Consider the following 15,668-nt stretch of genomic DNA (forward strand, 5'->3'; position numbering starts at 1 on the left):
GATGTCGTGCTGATCCTATAGGCCCGTTGGCGGGGGAGGGCAAAGTCCGGCTGCGCAAACCTGCCTTGCCCTTCTCACGTCTGAGCGCCTCGGCTCTCCGGATCGGGTTTCCGGCGCGCCTGCCACGCATAGGCGCCGAACACCCCGATCAGCGTCAGCGCCAGCCCCCACCAGGTCAGAGCATACTGTAGATGATTGTCCGGGATGCGTGCGATCAGTTCCTTGACGTCGACGCCGGCAGGCGGCGTCAACCCGTCACCCTGGCGCTCGGCCTCCAGATAGAAGGGCGCTATCGTCCCGAGGCCCAATGCCGCGGCGATGGCGACGGGATCGCGCGTGTAGAACTCGCGCTGCTGCGGCAGATCGGCCGGGGTGAAGCTGTTGCGGGCTTCCGGCGCGCGCAGGAAGCCCGTGATCGTCGCCTGGCCGCTGGCCGGCGTGATCGTCGCGAAGCGGCTCTCCGGCACGAATCCGCGATTGACCAGGATGGTCGCGCCGTCCTCCAGGCGGAAGCCCTGGAAGATCCAGCGGCCGAAGCCGGAGAGCTGGCGCGAGCCGGGCGGTCCGGCGGCGATGGTGGTGCGCACACCGGCGATGCCGTCGAGATAGGTTCCGGTGGCGGTCGACCGCGTCAGGTCCAACGCTGCCGGATCGAGCTTTTGCCAGTCGCTAGCTGGCGGTAGTGGCGCGGCAGGGCCCTGCGTCTGCGTTTCCAGTCGCGTGATGAAGGCGCGCTTCTCGTCCATGCGCTGCCATTGCCAGGCGCCGAGTGTGAAGAGCACGCCGACACCGATGACGGTCAGCACGGCCGGCAGCAGGAGGTTCGGCCGGGAGGCAGGGGAAGGCTGTCCGCTCACTTCTTCAACCTGCCTTCCTCGGCCTTGTGGGCATATTGCAAGGCGACGGCGAGCCCCTTCATCGGCCTGAGCAGCCCGAGGCAGGTGATCAGCGCCAGCGGCAGCCAGAGCAGGAGATGCAGCCAGATCGGCGGGGTGTAGGCGATCTCGACATAGAGCGCGAGGCCGAGCACGAAGAAGCCGGCGATCAGCATGATGAACACCGCCGGCCCGTCGGCCGAATCGGCGAAGGCGAAGTCCAGCCCGCAGGCGGCGCAGCGCGGCTTCAGCTTGAGATAGCCGTCGAACAGCTTGCCCTCGCCGCAGCGCGGGCAGCGGCCGGTCAGGCCCGTCGAATAGGGCGAGGGCGGGGTGATCTGCGGCTGCGCCATGGCGGGCTCCTCAAATGGAAAGGGCGGCCTTGCGGCCGCCCCTTGTCAGGTTCGCGGCCGCTTCCGGCCAGGACCTCAATGCGCTGCAGGCGTACCGGCGCCCCAGACGTAGATCGAGGCGAACAGGAACAGCCAGACCACGTCGACGAAGTGCCAGTACCAGGCGGCGAACTCGAAGCCGAGATGCTGGTCCGGCTTGAAGTGGCCGAGATAGACGCGCCACAGGCAGATCGCCAGGAAGATCGTGCCGATGATGACGTGGAAGCCGTGGAAGCCGGTCGCCATGAAGAACGTCGCGCCGTAGATGTTGCCTTTGAAGGCGAACGCGGCGTGCGAGTACTCGTAGGCCTGGCACAGCGTGAACAGGATGCCGAGGATCACGGTGAGCCACAGGGCCTGCTTCAGGCTCTTCCGGTCGCCCTGGATCAGGGCGTAATGCGCCCAGGTCACGGTCGTGCCGGAGGTAAGCAGGATGAGCGTGTTGAGCAGCGGCAGGTGCCAGGGGTCGAAGGTCTCGATGCCCTTCGGCGGCCAGTGCCCGCCGGTGAATTCGGCGCGGGCGAACTGGATGTGCTCGCCGGTGAACAGGCTCGCATCGAAATAGGCCCAGAACCAGGCGACGAAGAACATCACCTCGGAGGCGATGAACATCATCATGCCGTAGCGGTGGTGCAGCTGCACCACGCGGGTGTGGTGCCCCTCACGCTCGGCTTCGCGGGTCACGTCCATCCACCAGGCGAGCATGGTGTAGAGCACGCCGAGCAGGCCGACGCCGAAGACCAGAGGGCCGACGGTCATGCCGGCGACCGGCATCGCCTTCATCCACATCACGGCGCCGATCGCCATGATGGTCGCGCTGGCGGCGCCGACGATCGGCCACGGGCTCGGGTCGACGAGATGGTAGTCGTGGTTCTTGGTATGGGCCCCGGCCATCGTGCTCAAGTCTCCGCGTCCATAGAAGTGCAGCGCTTGTTGCGCAGCTTTATAGTTTCGATTGGTTGCCGTCACCCTTGCTTTCCGCCACCGGCTGCCCGTTCTTCGACGGGAAGTAGGTGTAGGACAGGGTGATCGATTTCAGGGTGGCGAGCTCGCGGTTCAACTCGATCTCGGGATCGATGTAGAACACCACGGGCGCTTCCAGGGTCTCGCCAGGCTGCAGCGTCGTCTCGGTGAAGCAAAAGCACTGGATCTTGACGAAATAGGCGCCCGACTGGTTGGGCTGGACATTGTAGGTCGCGATCCCGGTCATCGGCCGCGAGGACGTGTTGGTGATCTTGTAGAACACTGTCTGCGTCACGCCGACCTGCGCCTTGATCTCGGTCCTCTCCGCCTCGAAGCGCCAGCCCAGCGCAGGGGCGACATTGGCGTCGAAGGCGACCGAGACGACGCGGTCGCTGGTCTTGCCGGTGGCGGCGGTGCCGACCATCGGCGTGCCGGCAAAACCGGTCACCTTGCAGAACAGGTTGTAGAGCGGCACCGCGGCGAAGGAGAGCCCGGTCATGGCGAGCACGGCGGCGCTGCAGGCAAGGACGGTGCGGCGGTTGCGGGAAGCGGTGCTCATCGCGTCACAGCGGCCGGTTGAGGATCGCCGGCCCGGTCTTGGCCAGCGTCACGACGAAGAAGAACAGCACGAGGCCGCCAAGCACGAGCGCGAGCGCGACCGAGCGGCGATTGCGCCGCGCCATGTCCTCCGGCGAGAACGCCGCCGGCTGCTGTTTCTTGTCCTGCGGGCCCTGGCTCATCCCAGCACCTTGGGCAGGGCCCACATCAGGCCGAGGCCGTTCTCGGCGAGCAGCACGGCGAAGAGCAGGAAGAGATAGAGGATCGAGAAGCCGAACAGGGCATAGGCTGCCTTGTTGGCCGCTTCGCCTTCGGTGACCCTCAGCACGCGCAGCGACAGGCCGATCATGGCGAGCCCGGTGACGACCGAGACGATCAGATAGATCAGCCCGCCAAAGCCCATCAGCGCCGGCAGCACGGCGACCGGAGCGAGGACCAGCGTATAGGCGACGATCTGGCGGCGCGTCGCGGCCGGGCCGGCGACGTTCGGCAGCATCGGGATGCCGGCGCGGGCGTAGTCGCCTGACTTCACCAAAGCGAGTGCCCAGAAGTGGGGCGGTGTCCACAGGAAGATGATCGCAAACAGGACGATCGAGGTCAGGCCGAAATCGCCGGTGACCACGGCTTCGCCGATCATCGGCGGAAAGGCGCCGGCGGCGCCGCCGATGACGATGTTCTGCGGCGTCGCCCGCTTCAGCCACATCGAATAGACGACGGCGTAGAAGAAGATCGTGAACGCCAGCATCGCCGCCGAAAGCAGATTGGCGACGAGGCCGAGCACCAGCACCGAGCCGATCGAGAGCGTCAGCCCGAAGGCGAGGGCTTCCGACGGCAGGATGCGGCCGGCGGGAATCGGGCGGCTGGCGGTGCGCGCCATCACCGCGTCGATATCGGCGTCCCACCACATGTTGAGGCAGCCCGAGGCGCCGGCGCCGACCGAGATCGCCAGCAGGGCGGCAAAGCCGATCACCGGATTGACCGAGCCGGGCGCTGCGACCATGCCGCCGAGCGCCGTCACGATCACGAGGAACATCACCCGCGGCTTGAGCAGCGCGAAGAAGTCCTGCGCCTCGCCGGGGGAACTCAGCGAGACGCCGTCGTCAGCCTGGGTGATCTGATCGAAGGCAGCAGACATCGAAACTCGTTCACTTCAACATTCGAAGACACCCCGACCGGGTGTCGCTTGCGGGATCCGCCCGTCTCCGGAACGCCCTGGATCAGGCGCTCGGGGGAGGGGCGGCGGCGGGCTTTTGACCCGCCGCCGGTGTGTTCAGTGGTCCGAGCCGGTGATGCGCGGCAGCGTCTCGAACTGGTGGAAGGGCGGCGGCGAGGACAGGGTCCACTCCAGCGTGGTCGCGCCTTCGCCCCACGGATTGTTGCCGGCGAGCTCCTTCTTCGTGAAGGCGACGACGATGCCGAAGAGCCAGATCAGCAGGCCGGCCGCGAAGATGTAGGAACCGATCGACGACCAGAAATGCCAGCCGGCGAAGGCGTCGGGATAGTCGACATAGTGCCGCGGCATGCCGGACAGGCCGAGGAAGTGCTGCGGGAAGAACAGCAGGTTCGCGCCGATGAAGGCGACCCAGAAGTGCAGGCGGCCGATCCAGTCCGGGATGATGTAGCCGCTCATCTTCGGGAACCAGTAGTAGAAGCCCGCGAAGATGCCGAACACCGCGCCGAGCGACAGCACGTAGTGGAAGTGCGCCACCACGTAATAGGTCGCGTGCAGCGAGCGGTCGAGGCCGGCGTTGGCCAGCACCACGCCGGTGACGCCGCCGACGGTGAACAGGAAGATGAAGCCGATCGCCCAGACCATCGGCGCGGTGAAGCGCAGCGAGCCGCCCCACATCGTCGCGATCCAGGAGAAGATCTTCACGCCGGTCGGAACCGCGATCACCATCGTCGCGAAGACGAAGTAGCGCTGCGTGTTGAGCGACAGGCCGACCGTGTACATGTGATGGGCCCAGACGATGAAGCCGACCACGCCGATCGCGACCATGGCGTAGGCCATGCCGAGATAGCCGAAGATCGGCTTCTTCGAGAAGGTCGAGATGATGTGGCTGACGATGCCGAAGGCCGGCAGGATCATGATGTACACTTCGGGGTGGCCGAAGAACCAGAACAGGTGCTGGTAGAGCACCGGATCGCCGCCGCCGGCGGGGTCATAGAAGGTCGTGCCGAAATTGCGGTCGGTCAGCAGCATGGTGATCGCGCCGGCCAGGACCGGCAGCGCCAGCAGCAGCAGGAAGGCGGTGACCAGGACGCCCCAGGCGAACAGCGGCATCTTGTGCATGGTCATGCCAGGCGCGCGCATGTTCAGGATGGTGGTGATGAAGTTGATCGCGCCCAGGATCGAGGCTGCGCCGGCAACGTGTAGCGACAGGATACCGAAATCGACCGACGGGCCGGGGTGGCCTGTCGACGAGAATGGCGGATAGATCGTCCAGCCGGTGCCGACGCCCTTGGCGCCGGGGGCGCCCTCGACGAACATCGAGATCAGCAGCAGGATGAGCCCCGCCACCGTCAGCCAGAACGAGATGTTGTTCATGCGCGGGAAGGCCATGTCCGGCGCGCCGATCATCAGCGGCACGAACCAGTTGCCGAAGCCGCCGATGACCGCGGGCATGACCATGAAGAAGATCATGATCAGGCCGTGGCCGGTGACGAAGACGTTGTAGCTCTGGCCGTTGGCGAAGATCTGCAGGCCGGGCTGCTGCAACTCGATGCGCATCATGATCGACAGGAAGCCGCCGATCAGGCCTGCGACGATCGAGAAGATCAGATAGAGCGTGCCGATGTCCTTGTGGTTGGTCGAGAGCAGCCAGCGGCGCCAGCCCGTCGGGGTGTGGTGCTCGTGGGCGTGGGCGTCGTCATGCCCGTGGGCGTGGGGAGCCGCGGTAGCCATGGAATTCGTCTCCTCCTGCGAATGCGGTTCGCGTGAGTTCTTTCAAGATGTCGGGTTCAGCGGGCCGCTTCGGCGACCTTGCTGGCGGCGTCGGCTGCGTTGGCGAACTTCTGCTTCGCTTCCGCGAGCCAGGCCGTGTAGCGCTCCTGGCTGACGACGCGGATGGCGATCGGCATGAAGGCGTGGTTCTGGCCGCAGATGAACGAGCATTGGCCGTAGAAGATGCCTTCGCGATCGGCCTTGAACCAGGTTTCGTTCAGGCGGCCGGGGATGGCGTCGATCTTCACGCCGAAGGCCGGCAGCGCGAACTTGTGGATGACGTCGGCGCCGGTGACCTGCACGCGCACGATCTTGCCGACCGGCACGACCGCCTCGTTGTCGACGGCGAGCAGGCGGGGCGCCTCGGATTCTGCGATCTTCTTGGACGAGATCGCCTCGGCCCGCTGCTTCTCGTCGAGCATCAGCGAATCGAAGCCGAAGCTGCCGCCGTCCTGCGGGTACTCATAGGACCAGTACCACTGCTTGCCGGTGACCTTCACGGTCATGTCGGCCTGCGGCACTTCGAGCTGCAGCTTGAGCAGACGGAAAGAGGGGATCGCGATCACGACCAGGATCAGGACCGGGACGATCGTCCAGGCGACCTCGAGCAGCGCGTGGTGCGTCGTCTTCGAGGCGACCGGGTTGCGCTTCTCGTTGAAGCGCCAGGCGACATAGACCAGCAGCGCCAGCACGAAGAGCGTGATGATGAAGATGAGGACATTCACCCAGTCATGGAACCAGTGAATGAACGTCATCACTTCGGAATTGGCCGGCTGGAGATTGATCTCCCAAGGCTGCGGCATGCCGTTCTGGGCCGATGCGACGGCCGGCGAAAACGCTACCAGGGCAGCAGCGAGGGCCGCCAGCGCGTTCCTGAGAGGAGTGGTCACAAATCGCATCGGTCCGACATAGCTCCTTTGATGCCGCGCGATCTGTCTGGGTCAGCTTCAAGACAGGCGCGCCGGGACGGCCACGTCTGGCTGCCCCGGTTCTTCGGCATTGCGATAAATCAAAGATCACGCTTGCGCCAGTGGGGCAATGACAGGCTGTGACGCAGTCAGTGCGGCATAAGTACGCGACATGTGCATGGATGCCTGGCGGCCGATCGGCGCCGCTCGCGGCGAGTCCAAGGCGCAGGCGCCCGTGATCCTTCGCCTTGACAGGAATCGGGACGCATGGTCGGAACGCACTCTCGTATGGCGGGGGCGCCGTTCGGCGTGGGTATGCGCGCATTCCCACGCTTGGAAGAGGAGGACAGGGATGCGCTCAATCATCGGTCCCGTGGCCGCGGCGCTCGCCGTCCTCGGCTGCGGCTGGCTTTCGGCCTCGCCGGCCCAGGCGCAGGGCGCGGTGCGCTCCACCCATGGCGACTGGCAGATGCGCTGCGAGACGCCGCCGGGCGCCAAGGCAGAGCAATGTGCCCTCGTGCAGAATGTCGCGGCCGAGGATCGCCCGAATCTGACGCTGCTCGTCATCGTGCTGAAGACGGCCGATCAGAAGAGCCGGCTGCTGCGCGTCGTCGCCCCGCTCGGCGTGCTGCTGCCCTCCGGCCTCGGGCTCAAGATCGATGACAAGGATATCGGCCGTGCTGGCTTCGTGCGCTGCCTGACCACCGGCTGCGTCGCCGAGGTGGTGATGGACGATACCCTGCTCGGCCAGCTCAAGACTGGTAAGAGTGCCACATTCATCGTGTTTCAGACGCCGGAGGAAGGGGTCGGCATTCCGGTTTCGCTCAACGGATTCGGCCCCGGCGTGGAGGCTTTGCCGTGATTGATCGCTTCGCTGGCCGCATCGGCCGGTTCATTTTCCCTGCGGGTCTGGCGCTCGCCCTTGCCGGCTGTGGCTCATCGGGGTCGTCGAGCACCGGCGAGCCGAGCACCACGCAGAAGCTTGGCAATATCCTCATGTTCCAGTCGGCCACGCCCCCGGCGCCTAATCAGCTGCCGCAGGACGACGAGGTCAATTTCATCTGCCCGCAGGTGATCGTCGCCGATGGCGGTGCCGCGATCCGCGCCCAGTCGGGACCGGACAGCGGCAGCCTGCGTAGCCAGGTCTCGATCAACACCGTCGCGCGCGAATGCACGCCGGTCGGCAAGGATGGCGCCTTCACCCTCAAGGTGGGCGTCGAAGGCCGCATCCTGATCGGTCCGGCCGGCAGCCCTGGCAATTATGGCGCGGCGCTGGTCACCCAGGTGATGCGCAACAATCAGGTCATCGCGCGCCGCAGCGCCCGCGTCGGCGGCGCCATCCCCGGTGGTCAGACTGGCGCCGACTTCTCGCATGTCGAGGGCAATATCAGCGTTCCCGCGGGCTCCGGCGAAGTCGAGATCATCGTCGGCCTGAGTCCTGGCGGTGGCGAGCCGGCGCGGCGCCGGCGTAGATAAGCGGCAGGCTGCCGTGAATTCGCGCGGGTGGGCCGATTGACTCGGCCTCCCGCTCGTCTATTGCTGACCCAGCCGCATCATCCCCGCGGGAGAGACCGGAGCCGGACCTGTCCGGCGCCGGCGCCGAAGGCGCAACCGCCCCGGAAACGCTCAGGCAAACGGACCGCGTGGGAATTGGCGCTCTGGAAAGCGGCGGGCTTTTGAAGCTCGCCCACCGACGGGGGTAACCCGCCCAGGCTTCGGCCTGGCGGGGAAATCTCTCAGGTCCCGAGACAGAGGGGGCGCGCTCCGGACGAATCCGTCCGGGGTCCGCGCTCGATTCTGTTGAGGGGATGCCATGGCTGCCGAAGCCGAGACTGCAAGCACCGAACCGCTGCTCGAGACGCCGCTGCACGCCCGCCACGTCACGCTCGGCGCGCGCATGGTGCCTTTCGCAGGCTACGACATGCCGGTGCAGTACCCCGCCGGCATCATGGCCGAGCACAACTGGACGCGCGAAAGCGCCGGCCTTTTCGACGTCTCGCATATGGGCCAGGCCTTCCTCGTCGGTCCCGACCACGAGACCACGGCCCGGGCGCTCGAGGCGCTGATCCCGGCCGACATCGTCAACCTGCCGCCGGGCAAGCAGCGCTATTCGCAGCTGCTCAACGAAGAGGGCGGCATCCTAGACGATCTGATGGTGACCCGCTCGGCCGATCCGGACGAGGACGGTGCGTTGCTGCTCGTCGTCAATGCCGCCTGCAAGACTGAGGACTACGCCCATATCGAGGCACGGCTGCCGGCCAATGTGAAGCTGGTCAAGGCCGAGCATCGAGGCCTGATCGCCCTGCAGGGCCCGAAGGCCGAGGAGGCGCTGGCTGCGCTCAATCCCGAAGCCGCCGAGATGGGCTTCATGACCCTGCGCACGATGAAGCTCGGCGGCGTCAAGGCCAATGTCAGCCGCTCTGGCTATACCGGTGAGGACGGCTACGAGATCTCCGCCGCGGCCGACCGCATCGGCGAGATCTGGGACGCGCTCCTGCTCGACGCACGCGTCAAGCCGATCGGGCTCGGCGCCCGCGATTCGCTGCGCCTCGAGGCGGGCCTGTGCCTCTATGGCCACGACATCGACACCACGACCTCGCCGGTCGAGGCGGCGCTCAACTGGTCGATCCAGAAGCGCCGGCGCGAGGAGGGCGGCTTCCCGGGCGCCGCTCGCATCCAGCGCGAATTCGCCGAGAAGCCGGCCCGCATCCGCGTTGGCCTGCTGCCGGAAGGCCGGGCTCCAGCGCGCGAGGGCGCTGATATCGCGACTGCCGACGGGACCATCGTCGGCAAGGTCACCTCGGGCGGCTTCGGCCCGACCCTGAACGGCCCCTGCGCCATGGGCTATGTCGCCAGGGAGCACTCCGCTCCCGGCACGAAGCTCGACCTGATCGTGCGTGGCAAGCCGCTGCCGGCGACCATCGCCGCGATGCCTTTCGTCCCCAACCGCTACAAGCGCTGAGCTCCACCCTTTTACGTCGGAGGAAACCATGGCCGAGACCCGCTACACCAAGGACCACGAGTATATCCGCATCGAGGGTGACACCGGCACGGTCGGCATCACCGACTACGCCCAGGGCCAGCTCGGCGACGTCGTCTTCGTCGAGCTGCCGAGCGTCGGCAAGGCGCTCGCCAAGGGCGGCGAGGCCGCCGTCGTCGAGAGCGTCAAGGCGGCGTCCGAGGTCTATGCGCCGGTCTCCGGCGAGGTCGTCGCCGTCAACAGCGAGCTGGAAGCTGCGCCCGGCACGGTCAACGAGGACCCGGCCGGCAAGGGCTGGTTCGTCAAGATCAAGCTGACGAACACAGGCGAGCTCGATGGCCTGCTGAGCGAGGCCGAGTACCAGGACTACGTCAAGACGCTCTGAAACCGTCACTCTGGTCCGGAGAGCCCCAAACCTCCGGACCAGAAGGCACTGGTCGAAGAGATGCTCGGGCCGAGCCCGTGCATGACGCCATTCAAGGAACCTCCATGCGCTATCTCCCCCTGACCGAGACCGACCGCGAGGACATGCTCGCGCGCATCGGCGTCGCCGATGTCGACGCGCTCTTTTCCGACGTGCCAAACGGCAAGCTGCTGAAAAAGCCGCTCGACCTGCCGCGCGCCAAGGGAGAGCTCGAGGTCGAGCGTATCCTCGGCAAGATGTCGGCGAAGAACACCGCGGCCGGCTCGGTGCCGTTCTTCGTTGGGGCTGGGGCTTACAAGCACCATGTTCCCGCGACGGTCGACCATCTGATCCAGCGCTCGGAATTCCTGACCAGCTACACGCCCTATCAGCCCGAGATCGCCCAGGGCACGCTGCAATACCTCTTCGAATTCCAGACCCAAGTCGCAGGCCTGACCGGCATGGAGGTCGCCAACGCCTCGATGTATGACGGCTCGACCGGCACAGCCGAGGCGGTGCTGATGGCGCATCGCGTCACCCGGCGGCGCAAGGCGGTGCTCTCCGGCGGCCTGCACCCGCATTACACGCAGGTCGTCGAGACCCTCTCCGAGATGGCGAATGACGAGGTCGTGGCACTCAAGCCCGACGTCCGCGCCACCGAGGACATCCTCAGCCAGATCGACGACAGCGTCTCCTGCGTCGTCGTGCAGTCGCCCGACGTCTTCGGTAATCTGCGCGATCTCAAGCCGATCGCCGACAAGGCGCACGCCCATGGCGCGCTGCTGATCGCGGTCTTCACCGAGGTCGTCTCGCTTGGCGCGGTGGTCCCGCCGGGCGCCCAGGATGCCGACATCGTCGTCGGCGAAGGCCAGTCGATCGGCAACGCCCTGAACTTCGGCGGGCCCTATGTCGGCCTCTTCGCCGCCAAGTCCAAATATATCCGCCAGATGCCCGGCCGGCTCTGTGGCGAGACCGTCGATGCCGATGGCCGCCGCGGCTTCGTGCTGACCCTCTCGACCCGCGAGCAGCACATCCGCCGCGACAAGGCGACCTCGAACATCTGCACCAACTCGGGCCTCTGCGTGCTGGCCTTCACCATCCATATGACGCTGCTCGGCCAGGCCGGGCTGACACGGCTCGCCGAGGTCAACCACGCCAATGCGGTGAAGCTCGCCGATGCGCTCGCCGGGGTGAAGGGTGCCGAGGTCCTGAACGAGAGCTTCTTCAACGAGTTCACGGTGAAGCTCGCCAAGCCTGCCGCCCAGGTGGTCGAGTCGCTCGCTGCCAAGGGGATACTCGCCGGCGTGCCGGTCTCGCGCCTGCTGCCGGGCGCCGGGCTCGACGATCTCCTGATCGTCGCCAATACCGAAGTGAACACGGATGACGATCGGGCGGCCTTCGTGGCGGCGCTCGCGGAGGTGCTGTGATGCTGAACCGTCAGGGACGTCCCACCCAGGCCGGCGAGGGCGAGAGCCAGCGCCACGAGACCTTCACCGGCAATCGCGCGCTGCAGCAGATCGAGCCGCTGATCTTCGAGATCGGTCATCACGAGACGACCGGCGTCGACATCGACAAGCCGGCGCCGTTCAAGAGCCGCCTCGGCAAGCATGCTCGCCAGGGCGAGATCGGCCTGCCCGGTCTCTCCGAGCCGGAGGCGATGCGCCACTATGTGCGCCTCAGCCAGAAGAACTACGGCATCGACACCGGGCTCTTCCCGCTCGGCTCCTGCACGATGAAGCATAATGCTCGCCTCAACGAGAAGGTGGCGCGCCTGCCGGGTTTCTCCGACGTCCATCCGCTGCAGCCGGTCTCGACCGTGCCGGGCGCGCTCGACGTCATGCTCGAGCTCGCCCGCTATCTGATGACGCTGACCGGCATGCCGGCCGTGGCGCTCTCGCCGAAGGCCGGTGCTCATGGCGAAGCCTGCGGCATGATGGCGATCAAGGCCGCGATCGCCGCCAAGGGCGAGGGTGCGACCCGCAATGTCGTGCTCGTGCCCGAATCGGCTCACGGCACCAACCCGGCGACGGCGGCGCTGATCGGCTTCTCGGTCAAGGCCGTTCCGGCCCGCCCGGACGGCACCGTCGCGGTCGAGGACGTCAAGGCGCTGCTCGGCCCGGACGTCGCGGCGATCATGCTGACCAACCCGAACACCTGCGGCATCTTCGAGCCTCAGATCGTCGAGATCGCTGCGGCGATGCACGAGGCCGGCGCCTATTTCTACTGCGACGGCGCCAACTTCAACGCGATCGTCGGCAAGGCGCGTCCGGGTGATCTCGGCGTAGACGCCATGCACATCAACCTGCACAAGACCTTCTCGACCCCGCATGGCGGCGGCGGTCCGGGTGCTGGCCCGGTCGTGCTGTCGGAGCGGCTGGCGCCCTATGCGCCGGTGCCGTTCATCCATGTCGAGGGCGGCAAGGCGCACCTCGTCGAGCACAAGGGCGATGCGCCGGCGGGGAATGATCCGTTCGGCCGCATGACCGCCTTCCACGGCCAGATGGGCATGTATGTCCGCGCTCTCGCCTATATGCTCAGCCACGGCGCCGACGGCATGAAGCAGGCTTCGGAAGACGCGGTGCTGAACGCCAACTACATCCGCGCCGGCCTTGCCGACCTGATGTCGCTGCCCTTCCCGGACCATCCCTCGATGCACGAGGCGTTGTTCGACGACGAATGGCTGAAGGGCACCGGCGTCACCACGCTCGACTTCGCCAAGGCGATGATCGACGAGGGCTACCATCCGATGACGGTGTATTTCCCGCTGGTCGTCCACGGAGCCATGCTGATCGAGCCGACCGAGTCCGAATCGAAGGCCTCGCTCGACTTGTTCATCGCGACGCTGCGTGACCTCGCCATCGCCGCCAAGGGCAACGACAAGAGCCGCTTTACCGCTGCTCCGCACCATGCCCCGATGCGCCGCCTCGACGAGACCAGGGCCGCGCGCCAGCCGGTGCTGAAATGGGAAAGGCCCGCTCCGGTGAAGGAAGCGGCGGAGTAGGTGCCAAGAGAGGGCAGCGCCATTTGGTAGCTGCCCTTTCGTCAGCTGAGCCGGCTGCCTTAAGGCTTCCTTGACCATATGCGAGGGAAGCTTCCGACGGCGTGTATCCTCGCGCCTTGGAAGCTGGCCCATGTATCGCGTTCGCCTTCGTCATGTGCTCACCGCCGCGGTCTCCTTCGCGGCGATGCTCTCGGCCTCCCGTGCCGAGGAGCCGGGCTATGGCCCCAAGACCTACGACCGCACGCTCGAGGCGCTGATCACGCATGAGGATATCGCCGGCCGCGGTGGCTGGCCGAAGGTGCCGGGCACCGCGACCGCGCTGAAGCCCGATTCGCAGGGGCCGGACGTGGCCTTATTGAAGCAGCGCCTGATGCTGAGCGGCGACCTGCCGCCCGATGCGCTTCCGGGCGACGTCTACGATGCGGCCGTCATTGCCGCGGTGAAGCGTTTCCAGCGCCGCCACGGCCTGTCGGATCTCGGCACGGTCGGCCGCCTCACCCTCAAGGCACTGAACGTGCCGGTCGAAGTTCGCCTCAACCAGCTCACCGCGACGCTGGAGCGGCTCAAGGGCAACGGCTTCAGCTTCACCGGGCGCTATGTCGTGGTGAACATCCCCGGCGCCAGCGCCGAGGCCGTCGAGGGCGGCGTAGTGCAGCGCCGCCACCTCGCCATCGTCGGCCGGCCCGATCGCCCGTCACCGGTGCTCCAGGCCAATATCAGCTCGGTCAACCTCAATCCGTACTGGACGGTGCCGATGTCGATCGTGAAGGCCGACATCATCCCGCATATGCGCAAGGATCCCGGCTTCATCGCCAAGTCCAACATGAAGCTGCTCGGCGCCGAGAATCGCGAGATCGATCCGGCCAGCGTCAACTGGGCCAGCCTGAGCAACCCCTATTTCTATGTCCGGCAGGAGCCGGGCCCGACCAATTCGCTCGGCCAGCTCAAGATCGACATGCCGAACAGCGAGGCTGTCTACATGCACGACACGCCGAAGAAGTCGCTGTTCCGCAACGATGTCCGCTTCAACTCCTCGGGCTGCGCCCGCATCGAGGGCGTGCGCGACCTCGCTGCCTGGCTGCTCGAAGGCACCGAATGGACGGAAGCGGCGATCGAAGCGGAGATCGCCAAGGGCGAGCGCAAGAACATCGCGTTGAAGAAGGCGGTGCCGGTCGCCTGGGTCTACATGACCGGCTGGCAGGATGCCGAGGGACTGGTGCAGTTCCGCGACGACATCTACGGGCTCGACACGCCGCATGGCATCGTCACCTCGACGATCCAGCCGCGCCGACCCAAGCCCAAGCCGGTCGTCGCTCCGGCGGCAGGCGCTGCCCCCGCCACGGTGAAGCTGCCCCAGCCCGCCGTCCGTCCGGCTGCGCCGAAGGCTGCGGCCGCTCCCGTTGTCGCACCGCGTGCGGCCGCCCCGACTGCCGTCGCCATACAGTAGGATAGGGCGCAGCCCTTTCCGCTTCCGGAGCTCAAATGAAAAACGCCGCGATCCGAAGATCGCGGCGTTTTCTGTTTTGCGATGACGCAGCGGCTCAGTTGAGCTTGGCGCGCACGTCCTTGAGGCCGGCTGCGATCAGCTCGGCGCCGGCCTTGCCGGCGACCTGGCCGCGCAGGATGACCTCGGCGGCGCGGGTGGCAGCCTCGGCGGCGGCGGCACGAACCTCGGCGGTAGCCTGCGTCTCGGCCTGGGCGATCTTGTCCTCGGCCGACTTGGTCCGCCGGGTGACGAACTCAGCCAGCTTTTCCTCCGCGTCCTTGGCGAGGCGCTGGGCCTCGTCCTTGGCGTTGGCGACGATCGCCTCGGCCTCGGCCTCGGCGGCCTTGCGCTTGCCCTCGAACTCGGCGAGCAGCAGCTCGGCCTCGTGACGCAGGCGCCGCGCCTCGGCCAGCTCGCGGGCGACGAGCTCGCCGCGGGCGTCGAGCGCACCGGTGAGGCCCTTGAGAGCGCCCATCTTCACCGCCATGGCGAGGAAGATGACGGTCGCGACGAGGACCCAGAAAGTTGGATTGGCCAACATGGTGCTCAGCCTCCCAGCGCGGTCTTGACCGCCTTGGCGGCGTCGGCCGGGGCCGGAGCCGTGCCGGTCAGGTGGCCGACGATGGCGCCGGCCGCTTCGGCGGCGATCGCCTCGACATGGCTCATCGCCTCGGTCTTGGTGGCGACGATCTTCGCCTCGGCATCGGCGAGCTTGGCGGCGAGGTCGGCCTCGACGCCCTTGCGCCGCGTGGCGCTGTCGGCGTTGACCTTCTCGCGCGTCTCCTGCGCGATCGCCTGCGACTTGGCGCGGGCCTCGGCGAGGGACTTCTCATAGGCCTGGCCGGCCTCTTCGGCCTTCGCCTTCATCCCGGCCGCCTCATCGAGATCGTTGCCGATCTTGTTGGCGCGGTCCTCGAGGATGCTGCCGAGACGCGGCACGATGACCTTGGCGGCGAGCCAGTAGAGGAAGCCGAAGGTGATCGCGAGCCAGAGCAGCTGCGAGGCGAAGGTTTCACCCTGGAACGGCGGGAAGCCGCCGCCATGGGCGGGAGCCGCGCCGCCATGGGCGGTCGTTCCGGTGGTCGTGGCTGGCGCTGCCATCACTGAACCTCATCCGGCCGCGCGAGCCCGAACGGTTCGCACGGCGATAGGGAAGGG

At 66.8% G+C, this 15,668-nt stretch carries 17 protein-coding genes and 2 riboswitches; of the genes, 7 read left to right on the top strand and 10 right to left on the bottom strand.

The features are described from left to right. Window positions 1-74: 74 nt before the first annotated feature. From ACQKLX_RS14155 to coxB, 8 genes are all read right to left on the bottom strand, one after another. On the bottom strand, window positions 75-857 hold the full coding sequence (locus ACQKLX_RS14155; RefSeq protein ID WP_427362208.1) for an SURF1 family protein: 783 nt from the start codon (window positions 855-857) through the stop codon (window positions 75-77). Continuing rightward, entirely contained in the window at window positions 854-1,228 is a 375-nt protein-coding gene (locus tag ACQKLX_RS14160) for a DUF983 domain-containing protein (protein ID WP_326873222.1), read from the bottom strand. Before ACQKLX_RS14160 ends, ACQKLX_RS14155 begins: the two co-directional genes overlap by 4 nt. 75 nt (window positions 1,229-1,303) lie before the next feature. Then, window positions 1,304-2,161, bottom strand: coding sequence for a cytochrome c oxidase subunit 3 (locus ACQKLX_RS14165; protein WP_427362209.1), 858 nt, complete (start codon window positions 2,159-2,161; stop codon window positions 1,304-1,306). Between the two features lie 49 nt (window positions 2,162-2,210). Beyond that, window positions 2,211-2,789 carry a cytochrome c oxidase assembly protein gene (locus tag ACQKLX_RS14170; RefSeq protein ID WP_427362210.1) on the bottom strand — a complete coding sequence of 193 codons (579 nt, stop codon included), beginning with the start codon at window positions 2,787-2,789 and terminating at the stop codon, window positions 2,211-2,213. A gap of 4 nt (window positions 2,790-2,793) precedes the next feature. After that, on the bottom strand, window positions 2,794-2,970 hold the full coding sequence (locus ACQKLX_RS14175) for a hypothetical protein (protein WP_427362211.1): 177 nt from the start codon (window positions 2,968-2,970) through the stop codon (window positions 2,794-2,796). Continuing rightward, complete coding sequence (locus tag ACQKLX_RS14180) at window positions 2,967-3,923, bottom strand: heme o synthase (RefSeq protein ID WP_427362212.1); 957 nt, start codon at window positions 3,921-3,923, stop codon at window positions 2,967-2,969. The genes ACQKLX_RS14175 and ACQKLX_RS14180 overlap by 4 nt, the downstream gene beginning before the upstream one ends. A 135-nt stretch (window positions 3,924-4,058) precedes the next feature. Next, a complete protein-coding gene (ctaD, locus tag ACQKLX_RS14185) occupies window positions 4,059-5,693 on the bottom strand; it encodes a cytochrome c oxidase subunit I (RefSeq protein ID WP_427362213.1) in 1,635 nt (544 codons plus the stop codon). Window positions 5,694-5,749: 56 nt separating this feature from the next. Continuing rightward, a complete protein-coding gene (coxB, locus tag ACQKLX_RS14190; protein ID WP_427362214.1) occupies window positions 5,750-6,631 on the bottom strand; it encodes a cytochrome c oxidase subunit II in 882 nt (293 codons plus the stop codon). A 361-nt stretch (window positions 6,632-6,992) separates the two neighbouring features. Here coxB and ACQKLX_RS14195 point away from each other — a divergent pair, with 361 nt between their 5' ends. From ACQKLX_RS14195 to ACQKLX_RS14225, 7 genes are all read left to right on the top strand, one after another. After that, window positions 6,993-7,502: an invasion associated locus B family protein gene (locus ACQKLX_RS14195; protein ID WP_427362215.1), complete on the top strand. Its 510-nt coding sequence runs from the start codon at window positions 6,993-6,995 to the stop codon at window positions 7,500-7,502. Further along, window positions 7,499-8,116: a hypothetical protein gene (locus ACQKLX_RS14200; protein WP_427362216.1), complete on the top strand. Its 618-nt coding sequence runs from the start codon at window positions 7,499-7,501 to the stop codon at window positions 8,114-8,116. The genes ACQKLX_RS14195 and ACQKLX_RS14200 overlap by 4 nt, the downstream gene beginning before the upstream one ends. Before the next feature lie 76 nt (window positions 8,117-8,192). Further along, a riboswitch (glycine riboswitch) is annotated at window positions 8,193-8,292 on the top strand. A gap of 4 nt (window positions 8,293-8,296) precedes the next feature. Next, a riboswitch (glycine riboswitch) is annotated at window positions 8,297-8,394 on the top strand. A gap of 59 nt (window positions 8,395-8,453) precedes the next feature. Further along, complete coding sequence (gene gcvT / locus ACQKLX_RS14205; protein ID WP_427362217.1) at window positions 8,454-9,602, top strand: glycine cleavage system aminomethyltransferase GcvT; 1,149 nt, start codon at window positions 8,454-8,456, stop codon at window positions 9,600-9,602. Window positions 9,603-9,630: 28 nt separating this feature from the next. Beyond that, window positions 9,631-10,005 carry a glycine cleavage system protein GcvH gene (gene gcvH, locus ACQKLX_RS14210; RefSeq protein WP_427362218.1) on the top strand — a complete coding sequence of 125 codons (375 nt, stop codon included), beginning with the start codon at window positions 9,631-9,633 and terminating at the stop codon, window positions 10,003-10,005. 104 nt (window positions 10,006-10,109) lie between these two features. Beyond that, window positions 10,110-11,450 (top strand): aminomethyl-transferring glycine dehydrogenase subunit GcvPA, encoded by a 1,341-nt coding sequence (gcvPA, locus tag ACQKLX_RS14215; protein ID WP_427362219.1) that lies wholly within the window; start codon window positions 10,110-10,112, stop codon window positions 11,448-11,450. Next, window positions 11,450-13,024, top strand: a complete 1,575-nt coding sequence (gene gcvPB / locus ACQKLX_RS14220; protein WP_427362220.1) for an aminomethyl-transferring glycine dehydrogenase subunit GcvPB — start codon at window positions 11,450-11,452, stop codon at window positions 13,022-13,024. Before gcvPA ends, gcvPB begins: the two co-directional genes overlap by 1 nt. A gap of 130 nt (window positions 13,025-13,154) precedes the next feature. Continuing rightward, complete coding sequence (locus tag ACQKLX_RS14225; protein ID WP_427362221.1) at window positions 13,155-14,471, top strand: L,D-transpeptidase family protein; 1,317 nt, start codon at window positions 13,155-13,157, stop codon at window positions 14,469-14,471. Window positions 14,472-14,565: 94 nt separating this feature from the next. Here ACQKLX_RS14225 and ACQKLX_RS14230 read toward each other — a convergent pair whose 3' ends face one another. Further along, window positions 14,566-15,048 carry a F0F1 ATP synthase subunit B family protein gene (locus ACQKLX_RS14230; RefSeq protein WP_427362343.1) on the bottom strand — a complete coding sequence of 161 codons (483 nt, stop codon included), beginning with the start codon at window positions 15,046-15,048 and terminating at the stop codon, window positions 14,566-14,568. A gap of 8 nt (window positions 15,049-15,056) precedes the next feature. Then, the gene (locus ACQKLX_RS14235) at window positions 15,057-15,611 is read right to left on the bottom strand and encodes a F0F1 ATP synthase subunit B (protein WP_427362222.1); all 555 of its coding nucleotides are present in this window, start codon (window positions 15,609-15,611) and stop codon (window positions 15,057-15,059) included. Window positions 15,612-15,668 lie beyond the last annotated feature (57 nt).

Source organism: Allobosea sp. NPDC003192, assembly GCF_050275675.1.
Classification (GTDB): domain Bacteria; phylum Pseudomonadota; class Alphaproteobacteria; order Rhizobiales; family Beijerinckiaceae; genus Allobosea.

Bases quoted from the DNA above. Each gene is read 5' to 3' on its own strand.
- gcvPB (WP_427362220.1), top strand. From the start codon at position 11,450: ATGCTGAACCGTCAGGGACGTCCCACCCAGGCCGGCGAGGGCGAGAGC.
- gcvT (WP_427362217.1), top strand. From the start codon at position 8,454: ATGGCTGCCGAAGCCGAGACTGCAAGCACCGAACCGCTGCTCGAGACG.
- coxB (WP_427362214.1), bottom strand. From the start codon at position 6,631: ATGCGATTTGTGACCACTCCTCTCAGGAACGCGCTGGCGGCCCTCGCT.
- ctaD (WP_427362213.1), bottom strand. From the start codon at position 5,693: ATGGCTACCGCGGCTCCCCACGCCCACGGGCATGACGACGCCCACGCC.
- ACQKLX_RS14225 (WP_427362221.1), top strand. From the start codon at position 13,155: ATGTATCGCGTTCGCCTTCGTCATGTGCTCACCGCCGCGGTCTCCTTC.
- ACQKLX_RS14165 (WP_427362209.1), bottom strand. From the start codon at position 2,161: ATGGCCGGGGCCCATACCAAGAACCACGACTACCATCTCGTCGACCCG.
- gcvPA (WP_427362219.1), top strand. From the start codon at position 10,110: ATGCGCTATCTCCCCCTGACCGAGACCGACCGCGAGGACATGCTCGCG.
- ACQKLX_RS14160 (WP_326873222.1), bottom strand. From the start codon at position 1,228: ATGGCGCAGCCGCAGATCACCCCGCCCTCGCCCTATTCGACGGGCCTG.
- ACQKLX_RS14195 (WP_427362215.1), top strand. From the start codon at position 6,993: ATGCGCTCAATCATCGGTCCCGTGGCCGCGGCGCTCGCCGTCCTCGGC.
- ACQKLX_RS14170 (WP_427362210.1), bottom strand. From the start codon at position 2,789: ATGAGCACCGCTTCCCGCAACCGCCGCACCGTCCTTGCCTGCAGCGCC.
- gcvH (WP_427362218.1), top strand. From the start codon at position 9,631: ATGGCCGAGACCCGCTACACCAAGGACCACGAGTATATCCGCATCGAG.
- ACQKLX_RS14235 (WP_427362222.1), bottom strand. From the start codon at position 15,611: ATGGCAGCGCCAGCCACGACCACCGGAACGACCGCCCATGGCGGCGCG.
- ACQKLX_RS14175 (WP_427362211.1), bottom strand. From the start codon at position 2,970: ATGAGCCAGGGCCCGCAGGACAAGAAACAGCAGCCGGCGGCGTTCTCG.
- ACQKLX_RS14180 (WP_427362212.1), bottom strand. From the start codon at position 3,923: ATGTCTGCTGCCTTCGATCAGATCACCCAGGCTGACGACGGCGTCTCG.